Genomic DNA, 22,525 nt, shown 5'->3' with positions numbered 1-22,525 from the left:
ATGACCAAAGTAACAGAAAAAAATATACTTAATATTCTTGGCAAAGACGTATTGCCTGGCACGAGTACAACTATAAATTTTAATATCGCCAAGTTATATACTTCTACCAAAGTAGAAATACCAATAATTATAGAAAGATCAAAAAAACCAGGTCCTACAGTACTTATTACGGCAGGAATTCATGGAGATGAGATCAATGGAGTAGAAGTTGTGAGGCAAATCATTGCAAGAAAAATTAATAAGCCCGCAAAAGGTAGTATTATATGTATCCCCGTACTTAATGTATTTGGATTTTTAAGTATGGATCGTTTTTTTCCCGATGGTCGAGATCTTAACAGGGTTTTTCCAGGAACCAAAAATGGGTCTCTAGCAAGTCGTTTTGCTTATCAATTTATAAATGATATTTTACCTGCAGTAGATTTTTGTTTGGATTTTCATACTGGGGGAGCCAGTAGATTTAATGCTCCGCACATTAGAGTGGATCCCAAAAATGAAAGATTGATAGAATTAGCAAAGATTTTTAATGCTCCATTTACTCTTTTTTCTAAGAATCTAGAGGGGTCATATCGAGCTACTTGTGCCAAGAAAGGAAAAGACATATTATTGTTTGAAGGAGGAAAATCTCAAAATAGTAGCAAAGAAATAGCAAGAGAAGGAGTGCAGGGGACCATGCGAATCTTGGACTATCTGGGAATGCTCAAAGCAGAATTCGAAGCTCCAGTTCGCGATTCTGACACTCAGATTGTTATAAAAAGTGTATGGATGCGCGCAAAATATAGTGGTTTATTACATATTAAAGTACCCATTGGTAAACATATAGAAAAAGGAGAGGTTATGGCAACAATTACAGATCCTTATGGTAAGATGAGACATGTGGTTAAAGCAAATAATGAAGGATATATTATAAATGTAAATGAGTCCTCAATTGTGTATAAAGGAGATGCTATTTTTCGTATAACCAAAGAATTAGTAAATGAATAAAAAAGAACTGCGTGCTAAATATAAAGCCCTTAGATCTCATTTAAGTAACGAAGAAGTTGAGAACTTAAGCATTGATATAGCAAACCGATTACTCGAGCTACCTGTTTGGGAAAAGTCGTATTATCATATTTTTCTATCTATTCATCAAAAGAAAGAAATCAATACAGAGTTTTTGTTGAATATTCTTCTGGGAAAGGATAAAAACGTAATCGTGTCAAAAAGTAATTTTAAAGACAATACATTGCAGCATTTTTTACTCACAGATACTACTGCATTAAAAGTAAATTCTTGGGGAATTCCTGAGCCAGTTGATGGCATCCCGATTCCCGAAGATAAAATAGAAGTAGTTTTTGTACCATTACTTGCATTTGATCAAAATGGAAATAGAGTAGGTTACGGAAAAGGGTTTTATGATAAGTTTTTGGCAAAATGTAATCCCAATACTTTAAAAATTGGTCTTTCTTTTTTTTCTGCTGAAGAAGAAATAGAAAATGTAACTACTGCAGATATACCGCTGGATTTTTGTGTTACTCCAACAAAAGTGTATTCGATTAAGAAATAAATAGAGGTTTACTGAATTAAGAAATACTTTTGTATATTTCGATATCTTTAATTTTGTACTCTATAAAAAATGCCCCAAAATATAGAAAGTGTTTGTATCATTGATGATGATCTTATTTATATTAATCTAGTAAGCAAGATCATTGAACTAAAAAAACTATCAGAATCTGTTTTAGTTTTTAACAATGGTAAAGAAGCTTTAGATTTTTTTCTACAATCTTTGCAGCAAGAAGAAAACGAAGATATACCACAGATTATCTTTTTAGACCTTAACATGCCAGTGATGGATGGATGGGAATTTTTGAATGAGTTTTCTAAAATCAAAAATCAAATTAGAAAAAAAATTGACCTTTATGTAGTGAGTTCTTCAATAGACTCTAGAGATATAGAACGTGCCAAATCTATTGATATAGTATCTGATTATCTTACCAAACCTATTAAGCTAAATGACTTCGAGAGGATATTGATCTAATTAGAGTTTAAGATCTGTTTTATTTTTTTGGAAATGCTTTTTTGTTAAAAACAATCAATAAAAATACACCAATACTTATTGCAGAATCGGCAATATTAAATACAGGATCAAAGAATGAAAAATGTTTGCCTCCCATAAACGGAATCCAATCTGGTAAAATATCATCATAGAAAGTAAACTGAATCATATCGACCACTTTACCATAAAAAACACTTTCGTAACCACCGCCTTCTGGTAAGAAAGTTGCAATCTCTACAGGTGTACTTTCACTAAATAAAATACCATAAAATATAGAATCAATAATATTTCCAAAAGCACCGGCAAAAATCAATGCAATACAAAAAGTAAGAATAGTGGGACTGTTTTTACGAACAGAATCATACAACCAATATCCGATACCAGTGATGGCTACCAATCTAAATAGGGTAAGAACCAGTTTGCCATAATTCCCAGGAAGTTCAAATCCCCAGGCCATGCCTTTATTTTCTACAAATATGATACGAAACCAACCAAATACCTCTACATTATCATGAAGAGTAAAATGAGTTTTAATATAAATTTTGGTGATCTGATCAATAAGTAACACTAAAATTATAACTAAAATAGATTTCTTTAAAGACATATAAGTATTAATTTGCTTGGCTGTTAAAAGCGACGGACAAAAATAGTGTTTTATTTTGTTTTATAGATACTTATTGTTTTAGCTACAAGATTTATGAACTTTTGTTCAGTATTAAGATAAAAATTATGACTAGTCTTCTTTTAGTATTTTTTCAACCTATTTGATCCATTGATGTGTCAATACCCTAAATGACCAGATCTAATTTGAAAAGAAACGGAAAGTGTTGTGTGACGTATTTAATCCAATTGTTTAATTAACATTTCTTTGTTTTGCTCGATCGGTACATCTGAATATTTATTTAGAAAAACAATAAGAAAATCTATTTGTTCTTTTGGTAAATACTTTGATTGAAGTATCTCTTTTATTGTTTTCATTTCAGAAGATAAAAGAATTTTCATATTATTTTTTGTAAACCCAGTTTTGTCAGCAATACGAAGTGCTAATATACTTTGATATGGATTTGGGTTGTTTACCAATTTTGTAAGCAAGTCCATCCTACTATTCCAATCAATTTTCCCGTTGTATTTTTTTATGAATGAAGCAAGGAGAGGTTGAACTCCACTGTTTTTTTTTAAAAGTAATGGTAAAAATTCTATTAAATCATTATGGTTTTTAAGATAGTTAGGAGCAATAAACATTGCCGTTTCACGAATAGAATCTTTATTTTTGGAGTGATAAAGTGCAGATAAAACATCTATTTTAGAAAATTGATTTGAATACTTTTTATAGACATCTAGTGATTGAAGGATTTTGGCTTTTTTTAAATCTATTCCATAACTTTTAAATTCAGAATGTAAATTATTAAACAAACTGTCTATTTTCGGTTCATTATTATCTATAAATGAGTTTTTAAAAATAGGTACTTGCTGTCTTTCATAAAATCCAAGTTTTTCATAAACAGACTTGAATTTTTTCCATTTCTTTAATTCTTTATTGTTAATGGGCTTAATATTATTTTTAGAAACATATTTGGGAGTATTTCTAATGGTAATTATTATTTTATTTGAAAATGGAATTGGTAATTTATTACCTTCCATAATCTCCATTTTAATTAAAGATTGTTCACAAATTCCTTCGGGATAAGACATTATTTCTGTTAAAAAGTCTTTTTTTGATTGGTTTTCTAATCCCCAGACTTCTACAAAATCATATTTTTTTTCAATTTCGGATAACTCTTGACCAAATAAAGCAATGTTTTGAATTAAAAGTAAAATTATTAAATGTATTCTGTTCATTTTGTATCTGTTTATGTTGCAGAACGCTTGCTATAGGATTATGTAGTCATCGCGATGGGGTAGCTATTAATCATATAGTTTGTTACAAGTTGGCTTTTATTTTTTTACTTTTATCTGTAACAATTCTAGATTTATAAATAATTTCTCGTATTCTGATTCACCTACTATTTATTTCACCTGCATTTTAATAAATTAGCCTAGTTGAATCAAGTTTCATAGGTTTAAGTTTTACAACAAGAAATAGCTGCCATAGAAGCAAGGCAACTATTTCTATGTTATTTTAAGTACTTAGCTATTGTTTTCTAATAAATATGCTACCACTCACGGTTCCAAGCTTTAGTTCACTTCTTGCATCCCCAAAAGTACCGGTTACTTTGCTCCCTACTATCCTATTTTTACCATGATCAAATTTCATGTCTTTATCAGAATAAATCATTCCAGTAACCGTTTCTGCTTTTAATCTCGATTTTGAAACATTAATATCAATGTCACCACTTACGGTTTTAAGATTAAGATCTCCGTTATAGTTTTTGATATCGATATTTCCGCTAATGATATCTACAATTAGTTCTCCCTGATAATTTTCAGACTCAACATTTCCAGAAATACTTTTTACTCTTAGTGTAGAATTTTTCGGAAGATACATGGTATATGTTGCATCAATGTCTAAATTATTGCAAGGACCCCAATTGTTTTTATCGTTTGATCCTCGTTCTTTCTTCCACTTGTCGAATAGGTCACCATAGTCTGATGATATATCCAGAACCGATGAAGTGTTGTCTATTTTTAAGTTAAAATAGTCGTCAAATTCCCCGCCATTAATACTTACATTGGCTTTTAATGATACGTTGCTTTTATCCCATGTTTTGATAACGATGTCTTGGGCAAATTTAAATTCTACCTTGATTAGATCAGCAGAAGTGGTAAGTTCTTTTTGGATTACTTTTTGCGCTTGTATTTGTAATGAAACAAAACACAGCAGGATGAGTTTTAATACAGTTTTCATGTTCGTTGTTTTTTTTGATTAATTGATGACCTCGATTATTTTTTTCTCAGGTAAATATTTCCTGTAGATGATCTCAGAGTGATATCGACTCCACCATTATTCAGCTTGGTGTTTATAGCTCTTCTACCACTAATTACCTTCATGTTTTTATGTTCAACAGGAAATTTTATATCAAAATCGGTATAGATTTCTCCCATAGAAGTTTTTAATTCTAAGTTTGCCGGAGTACTTGATGGCAGACTTACGTCGATTGCTCCTGTAGCAGATACGATAGAAATAGGTGAACTTTGGCTTACTTTGTCGAATACAATATTAATTTCGCCAGTCGCAGTCTTAGCTACAATGGGGCCAGTAACATTTTTTAATGTAATACCACCTACATTGGTTCTTGCTTCTATTTCGGAAGAAAACCCGCTAAAAGATAGACTCCCCAGATTACTGCTCTCTGTCGTAATGTTGATTTCTTTTGGGAGATAAATCTCTAAAGTCTCACTATGCATACCTTTGAGGTTTCTAATGATAAGTGTTTCTCCCTCTTTTTGAACATAGATTCCTATGCCGGTGTTATCGCTTCCGCCAGAATATACTGCTTTTAATCCTCGGGCTTTTTCAGGAGTTTCTCTTCCTTCTCCTTTGATCAATACTTCGTTTTGGCTGTGAGTTTTTGCTATAACTCCAGATTCTGAGGCTATTTTTACTTTTTTGATTCCTTGTAGGGAGTGTTTATAATCTTGTGCAGCTAGATTTCCTGCTACTATAAATACTAGTAATGCGATTGCTATTTTCTTCATGACTATTTGTTTTTTGATTGAATTTTTAAATTAAATTTGGTAACCCGATTTTTACCTGATCTTTTACATAATCGGGTGTTTCTTCATTCTGAAGTAATTTTTCCATAGAAGGAACTGCGCGTTTTTCCTGAATGGAGACTAATATTTGAATTAATTCAATTTGTATACCTGGATCTTGTTCAATATCCAAGGCATTGATTAATGCTTTACGAACCATCTCAGAATCCGAAAATTTTGCCAGTGCTTCTGCTGCAGCTAATCGCACATTGCTATGATCGTCATAATGCATTTTATTGATTAAAGCATTTAGGATATCATTTCCGGGTTTTTCAAATTCCTCTGCATAGTTTACAGCTTGTAGGCGTTTGCTTGCAGATTCATTTTCTATTAAAGAAATGGTCATCGTTTGCTTCATTTGATATTTTTCTTTTTCTAATACCGCCATTTCCTCAGAAAGTGATGCGGTGTTCTCTAGTTTTCCGTAGAAATATCCTGAAAAAACAAGTGCAATGGTTGCAGCGATCTGTAAAGCTGTTTTCCATGAACTTTTGGTTTTTGGATTTAAGGATACAACCTTAGGATCATTGAGTATTTCTTTTTCTTTTCTCAACATTTCTTCAAAGTTCATTTGTAAACTTTTATCCGGAAGTTCTTGAGAAGAAGTATGGTGTATAGCCTCAAAAACGGTTTGAAGTTCTTGTAAGGCTGTTTTGCACTGTTTACAACTTTTGAGATGTACTTCTACCTTTTTATATGTTTCCTGATCCAGATTATGATCTATATAATCGATCAGTTGATTTTGTATGTCTTTACAGTTCATAACAATTATATGTTTTGTAAATAATAATCTTTTAATTTATGGATAGCCCGATGAACTTTGGTTTTTACAGCTCCTGCTGTAGAGCCTGTAATCTCGGCTATTTCCTGGTATTTTATTCCTTGATATCGATTCATAACAACAAGCTCTTTATCGGTTTTACTAAGTTGATTTAATGCTCGGTATAATTCTTCACTGGTCTCTTTTATTTCAATGTGATCTTGTTCTTTTTGCTCTATTTTATATTCAACATTTTCAAAACGTTGAGCAACTGTTTTTTGACTTTGATAATGATCGCTAAATATATTTCTGGCAATGGTATAGATCCATGATGAAAATTTTCCTTTTTTATAAGAAGCTCTATATTTAATCGCCTTATAGAAAACTTCTTGTGTAATGTCCTGGCTGATCTCTCGATCTCTCGTCATTTTTAATAAGAAATTAAAGATTTTGATATGGTATCTTTCAAAAAGGACACTCATTACATCCAGGTTACCATTGGATACCAGAATCATTAATTCTTCGTCAGTTAGATTTTTCAAGATGTTACTCTTTTGGTTGGTTTCTATTACTAATACCTTGTTTTTTAAAAAAGGTTACATTTAATATCGGATAAATCATAAAATGAAACTAATAGTTAGCTTGCCTTTATACTCTTTCTTCGTTATAACACATAACAATAGCGATGCTATTGTGAAATTTCATGCCTTGAATTAGCGAAAATCAAATCAAATTCTTTTGGTTTCATTTTATGATTTATTTGATATAAGATAAAAAAAAGACCTCACTGGTTTAAAAAACCGGTGAGGTCAAATCTATAATTATAGATTATTTGTTTGTTTTTAACTCTGCATATTTTTTGCTTCGATACTTAATGTAGCATGCGGAACCAGTTTTAATCGATCAGGATTAATTAATTTTCCTGTTACACGACAAATACCATATGTTTTGTTTTCGATACGTAATAAAGCATTCTTTAAATCGCGTACAAATTTTTCTTGTCTAATAGCAAGTTGCGTGTTAGCTTCTTTAGACATCGTTTCACTTCCTTCTTCAAATGCCTTAAACGTTGGTGAAGTGTCGTCTGTACCGTTATTTCCATCATTTTTATAAGCACTTCTAAGCAATTCCAAATCTTTCTGTGCTTTTTCCATTTTCTCTACGATGATTTCCTTAAACATCGCTAAATCAGCGTCGCTGTACCTTACTTTGATATCTTCTGCCATACTTCTTAATGTTTTTTTATTATCAATTGGGTTGCAATGTCGTCAAACGCAATTTCTGTACCATTTATTACATCTGATGCAAATTCAATTGTCTCGGTTAAGGTTTCATTTTTAATATAACTCTCATTAGTAGCGATAGCTTCTTGAATGATTTCATTTTCCTGAAAAACAATTTTTATCTTATCAGTCACCTCAAGACCGCTATCTTTACGAATGTTTTGAATACGATTTATAAGTTCTCTGGCGATTCCTTCTTTTTTAAGCTCAGGACTTATCGTTACATCCAATGCTACAGTCAAAGCTCCAGAATTTGCGACTAACCAACCTTCAATATCCTGAGAGCTTATCTCTACATCATCGGTACCTAATGTAATAATTTTATCATTAATTTCTACATCAAAATGCCCTGTTTGTTCAAGAATTTTTATAGTTTCTTGATCGAAAGACTGTATCTTATTGGCAATCAGCTTCATATCTTTGCCAAAACGAGGGCCTAATGTTTTAAAATTAGGTTTAATTTGTTTTACCAGAATACCTGATGCGTCATCTATAAGCTCTATTTCTTTAACATTAACTTCGCTTTTTATAAGACCCGCAATGTCATTGATTTCATTCTTTTCGGCTTCATTTAACACAGGAATCATAATTCGCTGTAATGGCTGTCGAACTTTGATTTTTTCTTTTTGGCGAAGAGAAAGTGTCAAAGAAGATATGGTCTGGGCTTTTTGCATCTTGTGTTCTAAGGATGTATCTACAAAATCCTGATTATACTCAGGAAAATGTGCCAAATGAACACTTTCAAAAGCTTCTTTTTTGGTTCCTGCTACCAAATCTTTATATAATCGATCCATAAAAAATGGTGCTACCGGTGCTCCTAATTTAGCAATCGTTAGCATACAGGTATATAATGTTTGATAAGCAGAAACTTTATCTTTTTGATAATCGCCTTTCCAGTATCTTCTTCTGCTTAGGCGTACAAACCAGTTACTTAGATTTTCCTGAACAAAATCAGAGATTGCTCTGGTTGCCTTGGTAGGTTCGTAATCATTATAATAGGTATCTACATTTTTGATCAAGGTATGTAGTTCACTTAGAATCCAACGATCAATCTCGGGACGTTCTGCTAATGGAATATCTGCTTCGGCATAAGTGAAATTGTCGATATTAGCATATAAAGTAAAGAATGAATACGTATTATATAGTGTACCGAAAAACTTACGTCGAACCTCTGCAATTCCTTCAGAATCAAATTTCAAGTTATCCCAGGGATTGGCATTACTAATCATATACCATCGGGTAGCGTCTGGTCCAAAAGTTTTTAACGTCTCGAAAGGATCAGCTGCATTACCAAGTCTTTTAGACATTTTCTGGCCATTTTTATCTAATACAAGACCATTAGATACTACATTTTTATAGGCAACATCATCAAAAATCATAGTTCCTATAGCGTGTAGCGTATAGAACCATCCACGAGTTTGATCTACTCCTTCGGCTATAAAATCGGCTTTTCTTCCTCCTGTTTCTACCTTTTCTTTATTCTCAAAAGGATAATGCCATTGTGCATAAGGCATTGATCCAGAGTCAAACCATACATCGATAAGATCGCTCTCACGTTTCATTGGTTTTCCTGAAGAAGATACCAGGGTAATTTTGTCTACTACATTTTTATGAAGATCAATTTTGTCATAATTCTCTTCACTCATATCACCAACAACAAAATCTGAGAATATATCTTTATCGAGTACTCCTGCATCAACAGCCTTGGTCATTTCGGCTTTTAATTCTTCGACAGAGCCAATGATAAGTTCTTCTTTACCATCTTCTGTTCTCCAGATCGGTAATGGAACTCCCCAGAATCTAGATCGAGATAAATTCCAATCATTAGCATTAGCCAACCAGTTCCCAAAACGACCTTCACCAGTTGCTTTAGGTTTCCAGTTAATACCCAAATTAAGCTCATGCATACGATCTTTAAAATCGGTTACTTTGATAAACCACGAGTCCAAAGGATAATATAAGACAGGTTTATCGGTACGCCAGCAATTTGGATAACTGTGTACATATTTTTCGACTTTAAAAGCTTTATTTTCTATTTTTAATTTAATGGCTATTTCTACATCTACAGATTTCTCTGGAGCTTCACCATCATCATAATATTCATTTTTAACATATTTACCACCCAAATCACCCATTTGCGGGATAAATCGTCCTTGTAAATCTACAGTAGGTACAAGATTATCATTTTCATCCATTACCAATAATGCAGGTACTTCTGGCTTTGCTTGTTTAGCGACCAATGCATCATCTGCACCAAAAGTTGGCGAAGTATGTACTATCCCGGTTCCGTCTTCGGTAGTTACAAAATCACCTGCAATGATTCTAAAAGCATTTTCTGGGTTATGGTAAGGTTGCACATAATCTATAAGTTGCTCATATCGAATATCGACCAGATCTGCTCCTTTACATTCTTTTAAGATGAAATAAGGAATTTTTTTGTCTCCTTCTTTAAAAGCGATAAGCTCTTCTTTAGTTTCTGCCTGCACAAATTTGCCAGCAAATTGCTTTCCTACCAAATTTTTTGCAAGAACAACATGAATCGGCTCAAAAGTATATTGATTAAATGTTTTTACAACAACATAATCAATTTTAGGACCTACTGTTAATGCTGTATTCGAAGGAAGAGTCCATGGAGTTGTCGTCCAGGCCAAAAAGTAAATAGCTTCTTCTATCTCCTGCAAAAATGAGGGTAATGTTTCTTTTTTAGCTTTAAATTGAGCTACAACTGTGGTGTCGGTAACATCTTGATATGTACCTGGTTGATTAAGTTCGTGTGAGCTTAGTCCTGTACCTGCTTTGGGAGAGTACGGTTGTATTGTATACCCTTTGTATAATAATCCTTTTTTATAGATCTGAGAAAGCAACCACCATACACTTTCCATATATTTAGACTTATAGGTGATATATGGATCGCTCATATCTACCCAATACCCTATTTTTTGTGTAAGATCATTCCAGATATCGGTATAACGCATTACGGCTTTTTTACAAGCTTCGTTATACTCTTCTACAGTGATTTTTTTACCAATATCTTCTTTGGTAATTCCTAATTCTTTTTCTACACCAAGTTCTATCGGAAGTCCGTGTGTATCCCACCCGGCTTTACGTTGTACCTGATATCCTTTTTGTGTTTTATATCGACAAAAAATATCTTTAATTGCACGAGCCATTACATGATGAATTCCCGGTAGCCCATTTGCAGAAGGAGGGCCTTCAAAAAAGATAAACGGTTTTGCTCCATCTCGTTCACTAATACTTTTTTCAAATATGGTATTCTGTTGCCAGAAATCCAGTATTTCGTCGGCTACTTTAGGTAAGTCAAGTCCTTTATATTCAGGAAACTTCGTGCTCATTTGATCGTTCTTTCTATTAAGTGTGCGAAAATAAGGATTTTCTGGAAAAAAGAAGGGGGAATTTGGAATGTGATATGAAATAATTGTTAGGTAAATATGATTTTTTAACAAAGAATTCAATTTTTCATTGAATTTTATCGAAAATACATCCAATACTACTGAAATTTATTTTGAAATAAACAATTATATAATGTCGAATAATGAGATCTCTTTTTAAAATCATTTGCCAGCGATTAGATTTTAGTATTTTTAGGCGATGAAATAACTCCTTGTGATTTTATACAGATCTATTCAGTACAGGTCTGATCTCTAAATACAGTATAAATAGATGAAAGAAACTCTCGATATCGCATTAATCCAATCTCATCTGGCATGGGAGAACCCAGTACAGAATCGTGCAGCTTTTACTCAAAAAATAAATTCGATATCCCAGGAAGTAGATCTAATTATCTTACCCGAAATGTTTACTACAGGGTTTACAATGAATGCTGCTGAAATAGCAGAAACCATGAGCGGAGATACACTGCGATGGCTTGAGGAAATGTCTAAAGAGAAAGATTGTGCAATTGTAGGAAGTTATGTTGTTGAAGAAAAAGGGAACTATTATAATCGATTGGTTTTTATGCTTCCTGATGGGGCCTGTGAGGTGTATGATAAACACCAGTTATTTACACTAGCTAAAGAACAGGACGTTTTTACTGCAGGGCAAAAAGATGTAATTATAGAATATAAAGGTTGGAAAATTAAACCACTAATTTGTTATGATCTCAGGTTTCCGGTATGGGCGAGGAATACTTCGGGATATGATGTATTATTGTATGTAGCCAGTTGGCCAAAACCTCGTATTGATGCATGGGATGCATTGCTAAAAGCCAGAGCTATCGAAAATATGTGTTATTGTATCGGGGTAAATCGCGTAGGTCTAGATGGTAAAGGATATGAATACAATGGTCATTCTGGAGTATATGATGTTTTGGGAAATTCGGTTTTAGAAGAAAATCCTATCGAGAGAGAAACCATTTTGTATGCAACATTAAGCATTTCTCATGTCAAAAAAATAAGAAATAAATTGCCTTTTCTCGACGATAAAGATGATTTTAAATTAATCTAATATAAAGGTTTGCTTTATTTCCCAATTTGCTCTAACATCAATGGGTTCTGCAAAGTAACGGATTTCTTCGGGTTGTATCCCTTTTAAAAAATTACCGCTGTCCCATTTGCCATTATTATTACTGTCAAAAACGATTCTAATATAATATTTAGACGGGTCGAGGTAATCGAAAACCAAAGTTTCCTGACGTTGCACAACTTTTTCTGAAATCACTTCTTCTTGTTCATTAGTGACTTGAACCAAAATCGGATAAGCTTCTACTTTCTGAAGTGTTAAGAAAATAGTTCCATAATCTGTTAATTTCTTTGTTCTGAAATTGATTTTTATAGTGTCATTAACGTTGCCAGTGAAATCTTTAATAGCATTTGGTAAGAACTGTAAAGTGTAGGCATTACTCTCGGCTTTTTCAAAAGCTAGTTGCGCTTCATTTTTTGCAGTATTTAATTTGATAGAAAAAGGAACTTCGAGTGTATCCTTATCGGTTAGAGAGATTAATTGCTCATTAATGCTATCCAAAGCAGTATTTGCGGTAAAAACAAAATCCTTATTTAGTGGGAGTGTAGCTCCGATATCTGAGGATACTACAAGAGAATCTTTATACTGATCTTTAAACCGGGTAAGGACAGTGTCTCGATATTTTTTGACATTAGTTACTTCAAATATTAATGAATCGGCTTCAAAAAATGGTCTAAACCAGTAATGTAATGTGTCTTTGTCTTTATCAGGAAAGATTCGAGTTTCAAATGTATCTGGTGCTTCACTTAGCAACTTGACTTTCATACTGTCTATTTCACCTTCATATGGAAAAATAAACTTGTTTTTTGAGACTTGTTTAGGGTTTAGTGCCTTAAAATCCAAAACTTCTTTAAATATGTTAAGGTTAAAAACTTTGGCAGTATCTTCAGGAAGTGATATGATCTCTTCATAAAATCCTATTTTATCCTGTTTAGGCTCATAGGTATAGTTATTAGAAATATCTTTTAACGCAATGAGCTTAAATTTTCCTTCTTTCAGATTATGTAAACTAAAAGCTAAACTATCTAAAGTATTAGTGATATATCTGGGAACAGTGTTGTATACTAGTGAATCAGAGTAGTTTTCATCAATTTCGTACAACGCTATCGTAATATAAGAATCTGGCTTTTTTTGAATAGCATCACCAACAGTACCTTTTATGCTTAATGAATCAAGAGAATCTCCTGTAGAAAAAACGTACCTAAAAAAGGGATTAGGGTTTTCTTCGTTATTATCTACTACACTTTCGCCAAAATTAATACTGTAGGTTGTGTTTTCTAATAAGGTATCGAGAAATTTAATTTTTATGTACTTACTAGCTCCTCCCAAAGGAGTAATGGTTGGTTTAGGATCCATAGGAGGAGAAACGATAATTTGCTTTTGAGGATCTTTTAATTTTACATATTCATCAAAATAGATTCTGATCTCTTTTTTGTCGAAATTTGTAGAGAAATTGGGAGGCATAGCTTTTATAAAAACCGGGGGAGTCTCATCTTTAGGACCACCAGTTATAGAACCTTTTTTGGCACAACTAATCACGATGACAAGTGATACCAAGGTAAGCAATATCATATGTATTCTTTTGCTCATATCTCCGCAATAATTTTAGGACACAAAGAAACAACTATATTTAAAAAACAAAAAACTTAATAAAAGTCTATTTAATAGCTAATTTAAAATTGACTTATAAATAGAAGTTTGTTGAATCAAACTCGCTTATATAACGAGGTTTTGAATATAAATTCACTAATATGTTTTATATCAAACCTTATTCTAATTATTCTGTTATAGCCATTGTAGCGACACTTATTTTGATGCCAGGAATAGATTTTAATGCATTTACACAAGATTCTATGGTGGCCCCTGTCGTAACAATATCATCAACCAACAAAACATGCTTATTTATAAGTAAGGACTCATTTTGAATTCCGAATGTTTCAACTGTGTTCATCCATCTGCTAATTCTTCCGCGTTTGGATTGTTTTTTATTGTAGGAAATTTTTTTCAAAACAGAATCAATATATTCGGCATTTAGTTTTTTGGCAATTTCGACTCCGAATTTTCCTACTTGATTATATCCTCTTTCCCGTAATCTTCTTTTGTGTAAAGGAACTGGGATTACAGAATCAATAAACTGGTATTCAGGTGTTTGAATTAGCTCCTGGCCAAGCCATTTACCCAGTTCTTTTCCTATTTCTTCTCTTCCGCGATATTTTAGATTATGAATTAAATTTTGTACTAAGCTATCTTTATGAAATACAAATAAAGCAGTAGCATTTTCAATTTTGACACGACCATAAAATACTTTTTCAATTTTTTTTGCGTTTACGTTATGAAAATTGCCCAAAGGAAGCTCATGTCTACAAGAAGTACACAGTAACCTTTCATTAGTATATAAAGGACTGTCACAGGCAGCACAATATATAGGGTAGAATAAATACGCTAAGTCTCTTAGCATTTTATTAGGGAGATTAACATTAATTATTATATTTAGCTATTAAAATAACCATCAAAAATTATAAATCTTAATTATGACAACTCAAAACAATAACTTAACCCTTAAGATCCTTATCGGTGTTCTAGGAGCACTGTTACTTATTCTAGGGATATTTACGTATAAGTTTTACAACGAAGAGAAGCAAAATAAAGCAATTTTGCAACAAGAAAAGGATCTTATTGAAAGTGAATTAGGAGAATTGATAACAAAGTATGACAATGCTATTGCTCTTAATGAAGTAATGGATGATCATTTACTTAAGGCCAAAGAACGTATCGTAGTTCTATTGGATAGCGTAAAAGATAATGATGCTAACCTGGCTTTGATCTCTCGTTACAGAAGAGAAGTAGGTAAACTTAAGAAAGAACGTGAAAGATTATTTAAGCTTGCAGATAGTTTAACAGTTGCAAATACACAATTAGCTACAGATTTAGATAGTACTTCTGTTGCATTAAATAAAAGAATAATCTTATCAGACTCTTTACAGACTCAAAACAGCAAACTTGCTGATATTGTAGAAAGAGGTTCGGCACTTACGGCAGCAAATATTAAAGCAGAAGGAGTACGTGTACGTAGCAGTGGTAAAATATCAACTACTACTAGAGCAAAAAGAGCCGAAAAAGTAAGAGTTTGTTTTACACTTGCACCAAATAAATTAACCGAAAAAGGAGATAAAAATCTTTATGTACAGGTAGTTAATCCTAGTAATGTTTTGATAGGAGATAAAATAGCTGTAAACTTTGATAGTGCAACACTTACTTATAGTGGGACTAATAAAGTATTCTATGAAAATGAGGCACTAGATGTTTGTGTGTTAGTAGATACGGCAGAAGGAGAATTAGTTAAAGGAAACTATATTGTGAATGTATTCTCTGGACCAAAAATGATCTCAAACACTCAGTTTGAACTAAAATAAATTTTTAGATATATAATTATAACCGTCATATTGCTTAAAATATGGCGGTTTTTTCATGCTTTTGTCAGAAATTACTTTCGATGAGTAATCCCTGCATTAGCAGCAGATGAAGATTTTATAAAAAACAAAATCAGATTCGTTTTCAATTCATTTAAATTCAGTTATTTTTGCGCAATGGCAAAGCAAGAAGATAAATTTAAAAAGGTTATTGCCCACGCTAAGGAGTATGGGTATATTTTTGGTTCTAGTGAAATTTATGATGGATTAAGTGCGGTATATGATTATGGTCAAAATGGAGTAGAGCTTAAAAAAAACATAAGAGAATATTGGTGGAAAAGCATGGTTAATATGCACCAGAATATTGTTGGTCTTGATGCTGCAATATTTATGCATCCTACAACCTGGAAAGCTTCGGGTCATGTAGATGCCTTTAGTGATCCACTTATTGATAATAAAGATTCTAAAAAGAGATATAGAGCCGATGTTCTTATCGAGGATTATGCAGAGAAGCTTTATCAAAAAGCTCAAAAAGAAATCGCTAAAGCCAAAAAACGCTTTGGAGATGATTTTGATGAAGCGCAATTTGTATCTACCAATCCAAGAGTGGTAAAATACCTTTCTAAAAAAGAAGAGGTTTTACAGCGTATGGCAAAATCTTTGGATAACGAAGATCTTGCAGATGTAAAAGCACTGATAGAAGAATTAGAAATTGCTGACCCGGATACTGGTTCTAAAAACTGGACAGAAGTGCGACAATTTAACCTAATGTTTGGTACTAAATTAGGAGCATCTGCAGAGTCTGCTACCGATTTGTTCTTAAGACCAGAGACCGCTCAGGGTATTTTTGTGAATTTCCTGAATGTTCAGAAAACAGGACGAATGAAAATACCGTTTGGGATTGCTCAAACCGGAAAAGCATTTAGAAATGAGATCGTAGCGCGCCAGTTTATTTTTAGAATGCGGGAGTTTGAACAAATGGAAATGCAATTCTTTGTACGCCCCGGCGAAGAAATGAAGTGGTATGAATACTGGAAAGAAACCCGATTACATTGGCATTTATCACTAGGATTAGGTAAAGAGAATTATCGTTTTCATGATCATGATAAACTAGCACACTATGCAAATGCTGCAGCCGATATTGAGTTTAATTTCCCATTTGGATTTAAAGAATTAGAAGGAATTCACTCCAGAACAGATTTTGATCTTAAAGCTCATGAAGAACACTCAGGTAAGAAATTACAGTTTTTTGATCCCGAGTTAAAAGAAAGCTATGTTCCTTATGTTGTTGAAACTTCGGTTGGGTTAGATAGAATGTTCCTGGCTGTATTCTCTACCGCATTACAAGATGAAGAACTAGAAGATGGTTCGAGTAGAGTAGTATTAAAATTACCAGCAGTTGTTGCTCCTGTAAAAGCAGCAATACTTCCTTTGGTTAAAAAAGATGGCCTGCCAGAGATTGCAGAACAGATTGTTGATGACCTAAAATGGAAATTTAATGTTATTTACGACGAAAAAGATGCTATTGGACGTCGATATAGAAGACAAGATGCTAATGGTACTCCATTTTGTATTACAATAGATCACGATACTATAAAAGACAATACAGTTACCATACGAGATCGAGATACTATGGAACAGAAACGAGTGGCGATTACAGAGCTTAAGGCTATCATTTCTGAAAAAACAGATGCCGAGTATTGGTTAAAATAATTTTGGGATAGTTTTTCCCTGGTAAAAGCTGCCTCATTATGAGGCAGCTTTTTTATTTTAATAAACATATGGATAAGATATAATCATTGACAATCATTGATAATTTTTTTTAAAATTAACCGTTTTTTTATCAATACTTAGGATAAAGTGCCTTATGGCTGCCTTATTTTGAAGTTTAGTTGTATTTTAGTCTCTAAGTAAAGAGCCAGGTCTTAATATAAATTGTTGCTTATGCTATTAAAGAGAATTGTAGTAGTTTCCTTTTTGTTTTTTGTTACCATTGGATTTTCACAAAAGAAAGAAACCATGAATGCCAGTATGGTAACTACTGCTGCTTATATGAGGGCAATAGAACCATTGGCAGGAAAAAAATTATTACCTGGTAAACCAAGAGAAGGTAAGATTAATCCTAGAAGAACAGATGCCAACAAAATTGTTCCGGGAAAAGGTCTTCCCAAAGGAATGGATCCTTTACTTGCCAAACAAAAGAGCAATCAGGTGAAGAGAGCTGGTAAAGCTCCTTCTCTTACATTCGAGGCAAATTCTAGCAATAGAGCTCCTTCGGATCCTACAGGGGCCGTTGGCCCTAATCATTATGTAAGTGCCAAAAACTTTGCTTTTGCAATACACGATAGAAGTGGTAATGAGTTAGTAGCTTCCTCGTCATTAGCCAATATATTTCCGGGAGAAACCCTTGGAGATCCAATTGTATTTTATGATAGTTTTGCAGATCGATTTGTAATCACTCAATTCTCTAATACTCCGAACGGATTCCTGGTAGCTGTAGGACAAGGGCCAGATCCTGTAAATGACGGATGGTATACCTATCGATTTAACACAGAAGGATTCCCTGATTACACAAAATTTTCAATTTGGTCTGATGGATATTATGTAACGGCTAATAAAGATCAAAACTCGGTACAAACCAGCGAAATCGTATTTGTAATCGAAAGAGAAAAAATGCTACAGGGAGCAGCACAAGAAAATGTAAAAATGGTAGGATTTCCACTTCCTGGAGCTAGAATAGGTGGGTTTTATAGTCCGGCATCATTTAATGCTTTAGGAAAAACATTACCTCCCGACGGTGATGCCAGAATTATTTATTTTCAGGATGATGAGTGGGAAGGTGTTGATCAGGATATATTAAAACTATGGAAAATTGATGTAGACTGGGTTTCTCCCAGTCAATCTACAATTACAGAAGCAGAAGAACTTACGGTAACAGCATTTGACTCTACTTTTGATGGGGGATCTTTTGGTAACTTACCACAACCGGGTAGCGATCGAAATATCGATGCATTGCAAGGTGCAGTTATGTTTGCCAGTAATTATAGGAGGTTTTGTAATTATAATTCTGTAGTACTTAATCATGTAGTAGATATAGATGCAGATGCAGATGATGTAGCAGGTATACGCTGGTACGAATTACGACAAAGTGGAGATGGTCAACCCTGGACTGTATTTCAGGAAGGAACCTATACTTCTCCCGATGGTAAAAGTGCCTGGTGCGGAAGTATGGCTATGGATATTTATGGTAATATTGGTATGGGCTATACTACAATGGGTACAACAAGTACCGGGGCAAGTGCAGATAGTTTTGCTTCAATTCGATATACCGGTAGACTTGCAGGTGACCCATTAGGAACAATGACCGTAGCAGAACAAGATATCAAAATAGGAACCGATATACAACGCGAAGGAGATCCACAACGATACGGAGATTATGCGCAACTTACCGTAGATCCTGTAGATGATCAAACATTTTGGCATATTGCAGAATATTTTGAAAACACAGGAGACAACTCAAGAAATGTTGTAGGAGTTTTTAAAGTGGCTGGCGCAGTTACAACGGATGTAGGAGTAGTAAGTATAGACACGCCAGGAGGTGATGCCACTTTTACCAATTCTGAAAACATTACCGTAACCGTTAAGAATTTTGGATCTACAGCTCAAAGTAATATCCAGGTTACGTATTCTATTAATGGAGGACCCGTAGTAAATGAGTTATTAGCAGGTCCTATAGCGCCGTTAGGAACGGCTTCTTTTTCATTTGCTACCAATGCAGATCTTAGTACAGAAAGAGTATATACTATAACAGCAGAAACTAATGCAGCGGGAGATACCAATCCCGAAAATGATTGTAGCGAGGTAACACTCAATAATTTATTTTCTGTTGATGTGGGAGTGGCAGAATTAACATCTCCTGCCCTCGATAGTGGTATTACAGCTGCTTCAGAGGCCGTTGTTGTTACGCTATATAATTTTGGTTCTGCTGCGCAAACCAATATTCCGGTTTTTTATACTTTAAATAATGGAGCCAGAGTAGAAGAAGTTTTTACGGGTACCCTGGAACCGCAAACAGAAGCAAGTTATACATTTACCACTCTGGTAGATATTACAGGAACAGGGACTTTCGAGTTTCAATTAGGAACGGCTTTGGCTACAGATGAAAATACAGCTAACGACACAATTACCAGAACAATAGAAAGAGCGTTTTGTAAACCAACAGCAAATTGTACGCGATTTGGAGATGGAATTAAGTCTTTCGAATTGGCAAATGTTACTAATGCTCAAATTACCTGTGATACGGGATATGAGGATTTTACGAATGACTTTACCATCAATTTAAATCGGTCTATAGGCACCTATACACTAACTGTGCAAACTGGATTTGCAGATAATAATGGATCCGAGCGGGTATCTATGTGGATTGATTTTAATGACAATATCGTTTTTGAAGAATCAGAATTGTTGGTTGATAATCAGATTATTGAAGCTGCTAATACCGATCAGGACTTTACAGTTTCAATTGCTACTGATGCTGTGTTAGGAAGTCATTTGCTTAGGATTCGTGCAGGAGATGTTAATACCAATAGTGGAGCTCCCCTTAATAATCCTTGTGGTTCAATGGATTTTGGAACAACTCATGACTATACCGTAGAGATAGGAGAAAATGAAGAGTTAAATACAGGATTGATTGTAATCACAGAACCAGATAACCAATTTTTGATTACCAAATCAGACTCTGGCCCAGAAACCGAAACGAGACTTTATATTTTTAACATTCTGGGGCAAGTCATTGTTTCTAATATAGTGAGAAAAGATGCCAATGGTAGATTTGTATACGATCTGGATATGTCCTATGCGAGATCAGGAGTCTATTTTGCACGATTTGGTAACAAAAGAAAAGCAGATGCTACAAAGTTTATAGTGCAATAAATAATACACTTATTCTTTACGCATCTTGATTTCTGTAATAGAAACAGGGCGGGCATCAGTACATCTACTGGCCATTCTAAGGCTTCCAAATTTTACCCAAACGTATTGAGGAACTTTGGTTTTGAAGAATTCTTCAAGATTAATAGGATCCAGGTTATCTTTATATTCTTCAACATTTAGAATATAAGGACAGCCTTCAGATTTACTACTTACTATAGTACCTTTACTAAATCCTTTTTCTATCATTTCTTTTGATGTCGAGATTTGAATATCATTTTTTGAAGTTGCAGCGCTTTCAGAATTTACCCCTTTGGCGGGAACACAATTATATGCACTAAATAGTAGAAGTAAGCAGGCGGTTTTAAGCATGTTTTTCATGATTTGTGGTTGTTTACTATAAAGATCATAAAAATTTATTAGAATATGATGGGATTTATACGTCAATTTAAATTCATAATTGATGATTAAAATGTATCGATATGACGCTTCATTTTCTTTAATAATTGGTAGATTTGAATTATCAATGTCGTTTAGTTAAGCTTTTAGTTGTCAGTCTGAGCCTGTCGAAGACATTTGAAAATGCAGATTTGAAAGCACTTCGACAGGCTCTGTGTGACAAGAAATTTTAAATCTTATCCCTTAACTAAACGACATTGTTTGAATTATGTAAACCAAATAGTATTTTGAGTATGAAAATCGTCTCCTATAACGTAAACGGAATTAGAGCAGCAATAAACAAGGGGTTTTTAGAATGGTTGAAACAAACCGACCCAGATGTGATTTGTCTTCAGGAAATAAAAGCAAATAAAGAACAGTTGGATCTCGATCTGTTTTCAGAAGCCGGATATCCACATAATTACTGGTATAGTGCTCAGAAAAAGGGATATAGTGGTGTTGCTATTCTTTCTAAAACAAAACCTGATCATGTAGAGTATGGTACTGGGATTGATTATATGGATTTTGAAGGCCGTAATCTAAGAGCTGATTTTAATGGAGTATCGGTAATGAGTTTATACCTCCCTAGTGGTACCAATATAGATCGTTTGGAGCATAAGCTAAAATATATGGCAGATTTTCAGACCTATATTAATGAACTCAAAAAAGAACACCCCAATTTGGTGATATTAGGAGATTATAATATATGTCATAAAGCAATCGATATTCATGATCCGGTGCGTAATAAAAATGTATCAGGATTTTTACCAGTAGAGCGTGAGTGGATCGGTAATTTTATCGATAGCGGTTTTATAGATTCTTTCAGACATTTTAATACAGAACCACATCAATATTCATGGTGGAGTTATAGAGCTAATGCCAGAGCGAATAATAAAGGATGGCGTTTGGATTATGGTATGGTATCTCAGCCTTTACAAGATAATTTAAAAAGAGCCGTTATTCTATCAGAAGCCAAACATAGTGACCACTGCCCTATTGTAGTCGAATTAGATGTATAGATGCGTATAGGATCGTGATATTTTACCTCAATGTAATACTGTTACATCTAAGTAGTCTATAGAATAAAGACTGTCAATTCAAGTGCTGCGCTTTCAGGTGCAGTGTATCGAGAATAAGTTTTTGAATGTGAATATATCGTATTTTGCGCTCATGTTGAAGGTCTGATGAATTTTTATCCATTCGTAATACTGACGTTCCAAAGCGGAGCTTTTGAAAATCTTTTTCACCAGTATAAGATTTGTTTTGCGTTAGAAAATCTTGAAACCTTGGAAAGATTTTAGCAACACTAATCTGGTTTTCAGTACAACTGAAAAATACCTTGAAAAAGAGCCTTTTCTTTTGTTTCGTTTTCTTTTGGGCGAGCAAAGAAAATGAAAAGAAGTTTAAATTGAAGTTATTTAGCTTAAACATAAAATAAAGTTATTTTAATAGTAATTAGTGAATTAAAAACATATTAATAGATAGCTTATGGGACCAAATT

Annotated in this window: 19 protein-coding genes; 8 read left to right on the top strand and 11 right to left on the bottom strand. The window is 33.6% G+C overall.

The window, feature by feature from the left end; all coding sequences use genetic code 11:
- From NNL09_RS06425 to NNL09_RS06415, 3 genes are all read left to right on the top strand, one after another.
- Positions 1 to 981, top strand: coding sequence for a succinylglutamate desuccinylase/aspartoacylase family protein (locus NNL09_RS06425; protein WP_025664560.1), 981 nt, complete (start codon positions 1 to 3; stop codon positions 979 to 981).
- On the top strand, positions 974 to 1,543 hold the full coding sequence (locus NNL09_RS06420) for a 5-formyltetrahydrofolate cyclo-ligase (protein WP_196911834.1): 570 nt from the start codon (positions 974 to 976) through the stop codon (positions 1,541 to 1,543). Before NNL09_RS06425 ends, NNL09_RS06420 begins: the two co-directional genes overlap by 8 nt.
- A 69-nt stretch (positions 1,544 to 1,612) precedes the next feature.
- Positions 1,613 to 2,014 carry a response regulator gene (locus NNL09_RS06415; protein WP_025664558.1) on the top strand — a complete coding sequence of 134 codons (402 nt, stop codon included), beginning with the start codon at positions 1,613 to 1,615 and terminating at the stop codon, positions 2,012 to 2,014.
- A 19-nt stretch (positions 2,015 to 2,033) separates the two neighbouring features.
- Here NNL09_RS06415 and NNL09_RS06410 read toward each other — a convergent pair whose 3' ends face one another.
- The 8 genes from NNL09_RS06410 to ileS all read right to left on the bottom strand — a co-directional run bounded on the left by NNL09_RS06410 (position 2,034) and on the right by ileS (position 11,121).
- Positions 2,034 to 2,636, bottom strand: coding sequence for a lipoprotein signal peptidase (locus NNL09_RS06410; protein WP_025664556.1), 603 nt, complete (start codon positions 2,634 to 2,636; stop codon positions 2,034 to 2,036).
- Positions 2,637 to 2,872: 236 nt separating this feature from the next.
- The gene (locus NNL09_RS06405) at positions 2,873 to 3,871 is read right to left on the bottom strand and encodes a hypothetical protein (RefSeq protein WP_196911833.1); all 999 of its coding nucleotides are present in this window, start codon (positions 3,869 to 3,871) and stop codon (positions 2,873 to 2,875) included.
- A gap of 292 nt (positions 3,872 to 4,163) precedes the next feature.
- A complete protein-coding gene (locus NNL09_RS06400) occupies positions 4,164 to 4,877 on the bottom strand; it encodes a hypothetical protein (protein ID WP_025664554.1) in 714 nt (237 codons plus the stop codon).
- A gap of 35 nt (positions 4,878 to 4,912) precedes the next feature.
- Complete coding sequence (locus tag NNL09_RS06395; RefSeq protein WP_025664553.1) at positions 4,913 to 5,668, bottom strand: DUF4097 family beta strand repeat-containing protein; 756 nt, start codon at positions 5,666 to 5,668, stop codon at positions 4,913 to 4,915.
- Positions 5,669 to 5,693: 25 nt separating this feature from the next.
- Positions 5,694 to 6,488 carry a HEAT repeat domain-containing protein gene (locus tag NNL09_RS06390; protein ID WP_025664552.1) on the bottom strand — a complete coding sequence of 265 codons (795 nt, stop codon included), beginning with the start codon at positions 6,486 to 6,488 and terminating at the stop codon, positions 5,694 to 5,696.
- A 5-nt stretch (positions 6,489 to 6,493) separates the two neighbouring features.
- Positions 6,494 to 7,027: an RNA polymerase sigma factor gene (locus tag NNL09_RS06385; RefSeq protein WP_196911832.1), complete on the bottom strand. Its 534-nt coding sequence runs from the start codon at positions 7,025 to 7,027 to the stop codon at positions 6,494 to 6,496.
- A gap of 300 nt (positions 7,028 to 7,327) precedes the next feature.
- On the bottom strand, positions 7,328 to 7,711 hold the full coding sequence (locus tag NNL09_RS06380; protein WP_025664550.1) for a TraR/DksA C4-type zinc finger protein: 384 nt from the start codon (positions 7,709 to 7,711) through the stop codon (positions 7,328 to 7,330).
- 5 nt (positions 7,712 to 7,716) lie between these two features.
- Complete coding sequence (gene ileS / locus NNL09_RS06375; protein ID WP_196911831.1) at positions 7,717 to 11,121, bottom strand: isoleucine--tRNA ligase; 3,405 nt, start codon at positions 11,119 to 11,121, stop codon at positions 7,717 to 7,719.
- Positions 11,122 to 11,449: 328 nt separating this feature from the next.
- Here ileS and NNL09_RS06370 point away from each other — a divergent pair, with 328 nt between their 5' ends.
- A complete protein-coding gene (locus NNL09_RS06370) occupies positions 11,450 to 12,232 on the top strand; it encodes an amidohydrolase (RefSeq protein ID WP_196911830.1) in 783 nt (260 codons plus the stop codon).
- On the opposite strand, the gene NNL09_RS06365 is transcribed toward NNL09_RS06370, so the two are convergent.
- Both NNL09_RS06365 and NNL09_RS06360 read right to left on the bottom strand, forming a co-directional pair.
- Positions 12,224 to 13,837, bottom strand: a complete 1,614-nt coding sequence (locus tag NNL09_RS06365; protein ID WP_196911829.1) for an Ig-like domain-containing protein — start codon at positions 13,835 to 13,837, stop codon at positions 12,224 to 12,226. The genes NNL09_RS06370 and NNL09_RS06365 overlap by 9 nt on opposite strands.
- A gap of 187 nt (positions 13,838 to 14,024) precedes the next feature.
- Positions 14,025 to 14,705, bottom strand: coding sequence for a ComF family protein (locus tag NNL09_RS06360; protein ID WP_196911828.1), 681 nt, complete (start codon positions 14,703 to 14,705; stop codon positions 14,025 to 14,027).
- Between the two features lie 73 nt (positions 14,706 to 14,778).
- On the opposite strand from NNL09_RS06360, the gene NNL09_RS06355 reads away from it, so the two are divergent.
- From NNL09_RS06355 to NNL09_RS06345, 3 genes are all read left to right on the top strand, one after another.
- A complete protein-coding gene (locus tag NNL09_RS06355; protein WP_025664545.1) occupies positions 14,779 to 15,660 on the top strand; it encodes a hypothetical protein in 882 nt (293 codons plus the stop codon).
- A gap of 174 nt (positions 15,661 to 15,834) precedes the next feature.
- Complete coding sequence (locus tag NNL09_RS06350; RefSeq protein ID WP_196911827.1) at positions 15,835 to 17,370, top strand: glycine--tRNA ligase; 1,536 nt, start codon at positions 15,835 to 15,837, stop codon at positions 17,368 to 17,370.
- 231 nt (positions 17,371 to 17,601) lie between these two features.
- Positions 17,602 to 20,589, top strand: coding sequence for a GEVED domain-containing protein (locus NNL09_RS06345; RefSeq protein ID WP_196911826.1), 2,988 nt, complete (start codon positions 17,602 to 17,604; stop codon positions 20,587 to 20,589).
- A 9-nt stretch (positions 20,590 to 20,598) separates the two neighbouring features.
- Here NNL09_RS06345 and NNL09_RS06340 read toward each other — a convergent pair whose 3' ends face one another.
- Positions 20,599 to 20,967 (bottom strand): hypothetical protein, encoded by a 369-nt coding sequence (locus tag NNL09_RS06340; RefSeq protein WP_025664542.1) that lies wholly within the window; start codon positions 20,965 to 20,967, stop codon positions 20,599 to 20,601.
- A gap of 311 nt (positions 20,968 to 21,278) precedes the next feature.
- Between NNL09_RS06340 and NNL09_RS06335 the strand changes: the two genes are divergently transcribed.
- Entirely contained in the window at positions 21,279 to 22,043 is a 765-nt protein-coding gene (locus NNL09_RS06335; RefSeq protein ID WP_025664541.1) for an exodeoxyribonuclease III, read from the top strand.
- Positions 22,044 to 22,525: the final 482 nt, after the last annotated feature.

The organism is Aquimarina sp. EL_43 (assembly GCF_943422735.1).
GTDB classification, from domain to species: Bacteria; Bacteroidota; Bacteroidia; order Flavobacteriales; family Flavobacteriaceae; genus Aquimarina; species Aquimarina megaterium.
The sequence above is the reverse complement of the archived record's forward strand: the minus strand, read 5'-3'. Positions and strand labels throughout refer to the sequence as shown.

Excerpts from the sequence above, each read along its gene's own strand:
- NNL09_RS06425 (WP_025664560.1), top strand. The coding sequence starts at position 1 with ATGACCAAAGTAACAGAAAAAAATATACTTAATATTCTTGGCAAAGAC.
- NNL09_RS06420 (WP_196911834.1), top strand. The coding sequence starts at position 974 with ATGAATAAAAAAGAACTGCGTGCTAAATATAAAGCCCTTAGATCTCAT.
- NNL09_RS06415 (WP_025664558.1), top strand. The coding sequence starts at position 1,613 with ATGCCCCAAAATATAGAAAGTGTTTGTATCATTGATGATGATCTTATT.
- NNL09_RS06410 (WP_025664556.1), bottom strand. The coding sequence starts at position 2,636 with ATGTCTTTAAAGAAATCTATTTTAGTTATAATTTTAGTGTTACTTATT.
- NNL09_RS06405 (WP_196911833.1), bottom strand. The coding sequence starts at position 3,871 with ATGAACAGAATACATTTAATAATTTTACTTTTAATTCAAAACATTGCT.
- NNL09_RS06400 (WP_025664554.1), bottom strand. The coding sequence starts at position 4,877 with ATGAAAACTGTATTAAAACTCATCCTGCTGTGTTTTGTTTCATTACAA.
- NNL09_RS06395 (WP_025664553.1), bottom strand. The coding sequence starts at position 5,668 with ATGAAGAAAATAGCAATCGCATTACTAGTATTTATAGTAGCAGGAAAT.
- NNL09_RS06390 (WP_025664552.1), bottom strand. The coding sequence starts at position 6,488 with ATGAACTGTAAAGACATACAAAATCAACTGATCGATTATATAGATCAT.
- NNL09_RS06380 (WP_025664550.1), bottom strand. The coding sequence starts at position 7,711 with ATGGCAGAAGATATCAAAGTAAGGTACAGCGACGCTGATTTAGCGATG.
- ileS (WP_196911831.1), bottom strand. The coding sequence starts at position 11,121 with ATGAGCACGAAGTTTCCTGAATATAAAGGACTTGACTTACCTAAAGTA.
- NNL09_RS06370 (WP_196911830.1), top strand. The coding sequence starts at position 11,450 with ATGAAAGAAACTCTCGATATCGCATTAATCCAATCTCATCTGGCATGG.
- NNL09_RS06365 (WP_196911829.1), bottom strand. The coding sequence starts at position 13,837 with ATGAGCAAAAGAATACATATGATATTGCTTACCTTGGTATCACTTGTC.
- NNL09_RS06360 (WP_196911828.1), bottom strand. The coding sequence starts at position 14,705 with ATGCTAAGAGACTTAGCGTATTTATTCTACCCTATATATTGTGCTGCC.
- NNL09_RS06355 (WP_025664545.1), top strand. The coding sequence starts at position 14,779 with ATGACAACTCAAAACAATAACTTAACCCTTAAGATCCTTATCGGTGTT.
- NNL09_RS06350 (WP_196911827.1), top strand. The coding sequence starts at position 15,835 with ATGGCAAAGCAAGAAGATAAATTTAAAAAGGTTATTGCCCACGCTAAG.
- NNL09_RS06345 (WP_196911826.1), top strand. The coding sequence starts at position 17,602 with ATGCTATTAAAGAGAATTGTAGTAGTTTCCTTTTTGTTTTTTGTTACC.
- NNL09_RS06340 (WP_025664542.1), bottom strand. The coding sequence starts at position 20,967 with ATGAAAAACATGCTTAAAACCGCCTGCTTACTTCTACTATTTAGTGCA.
- NNL09_RS06335 (WP_025664541.1), top strand. The coding sequence starts at position 21,279 with ATGAAAATCGTCTCCTATAACGTAAACGGAATTAGAGCAGCAATAAAC.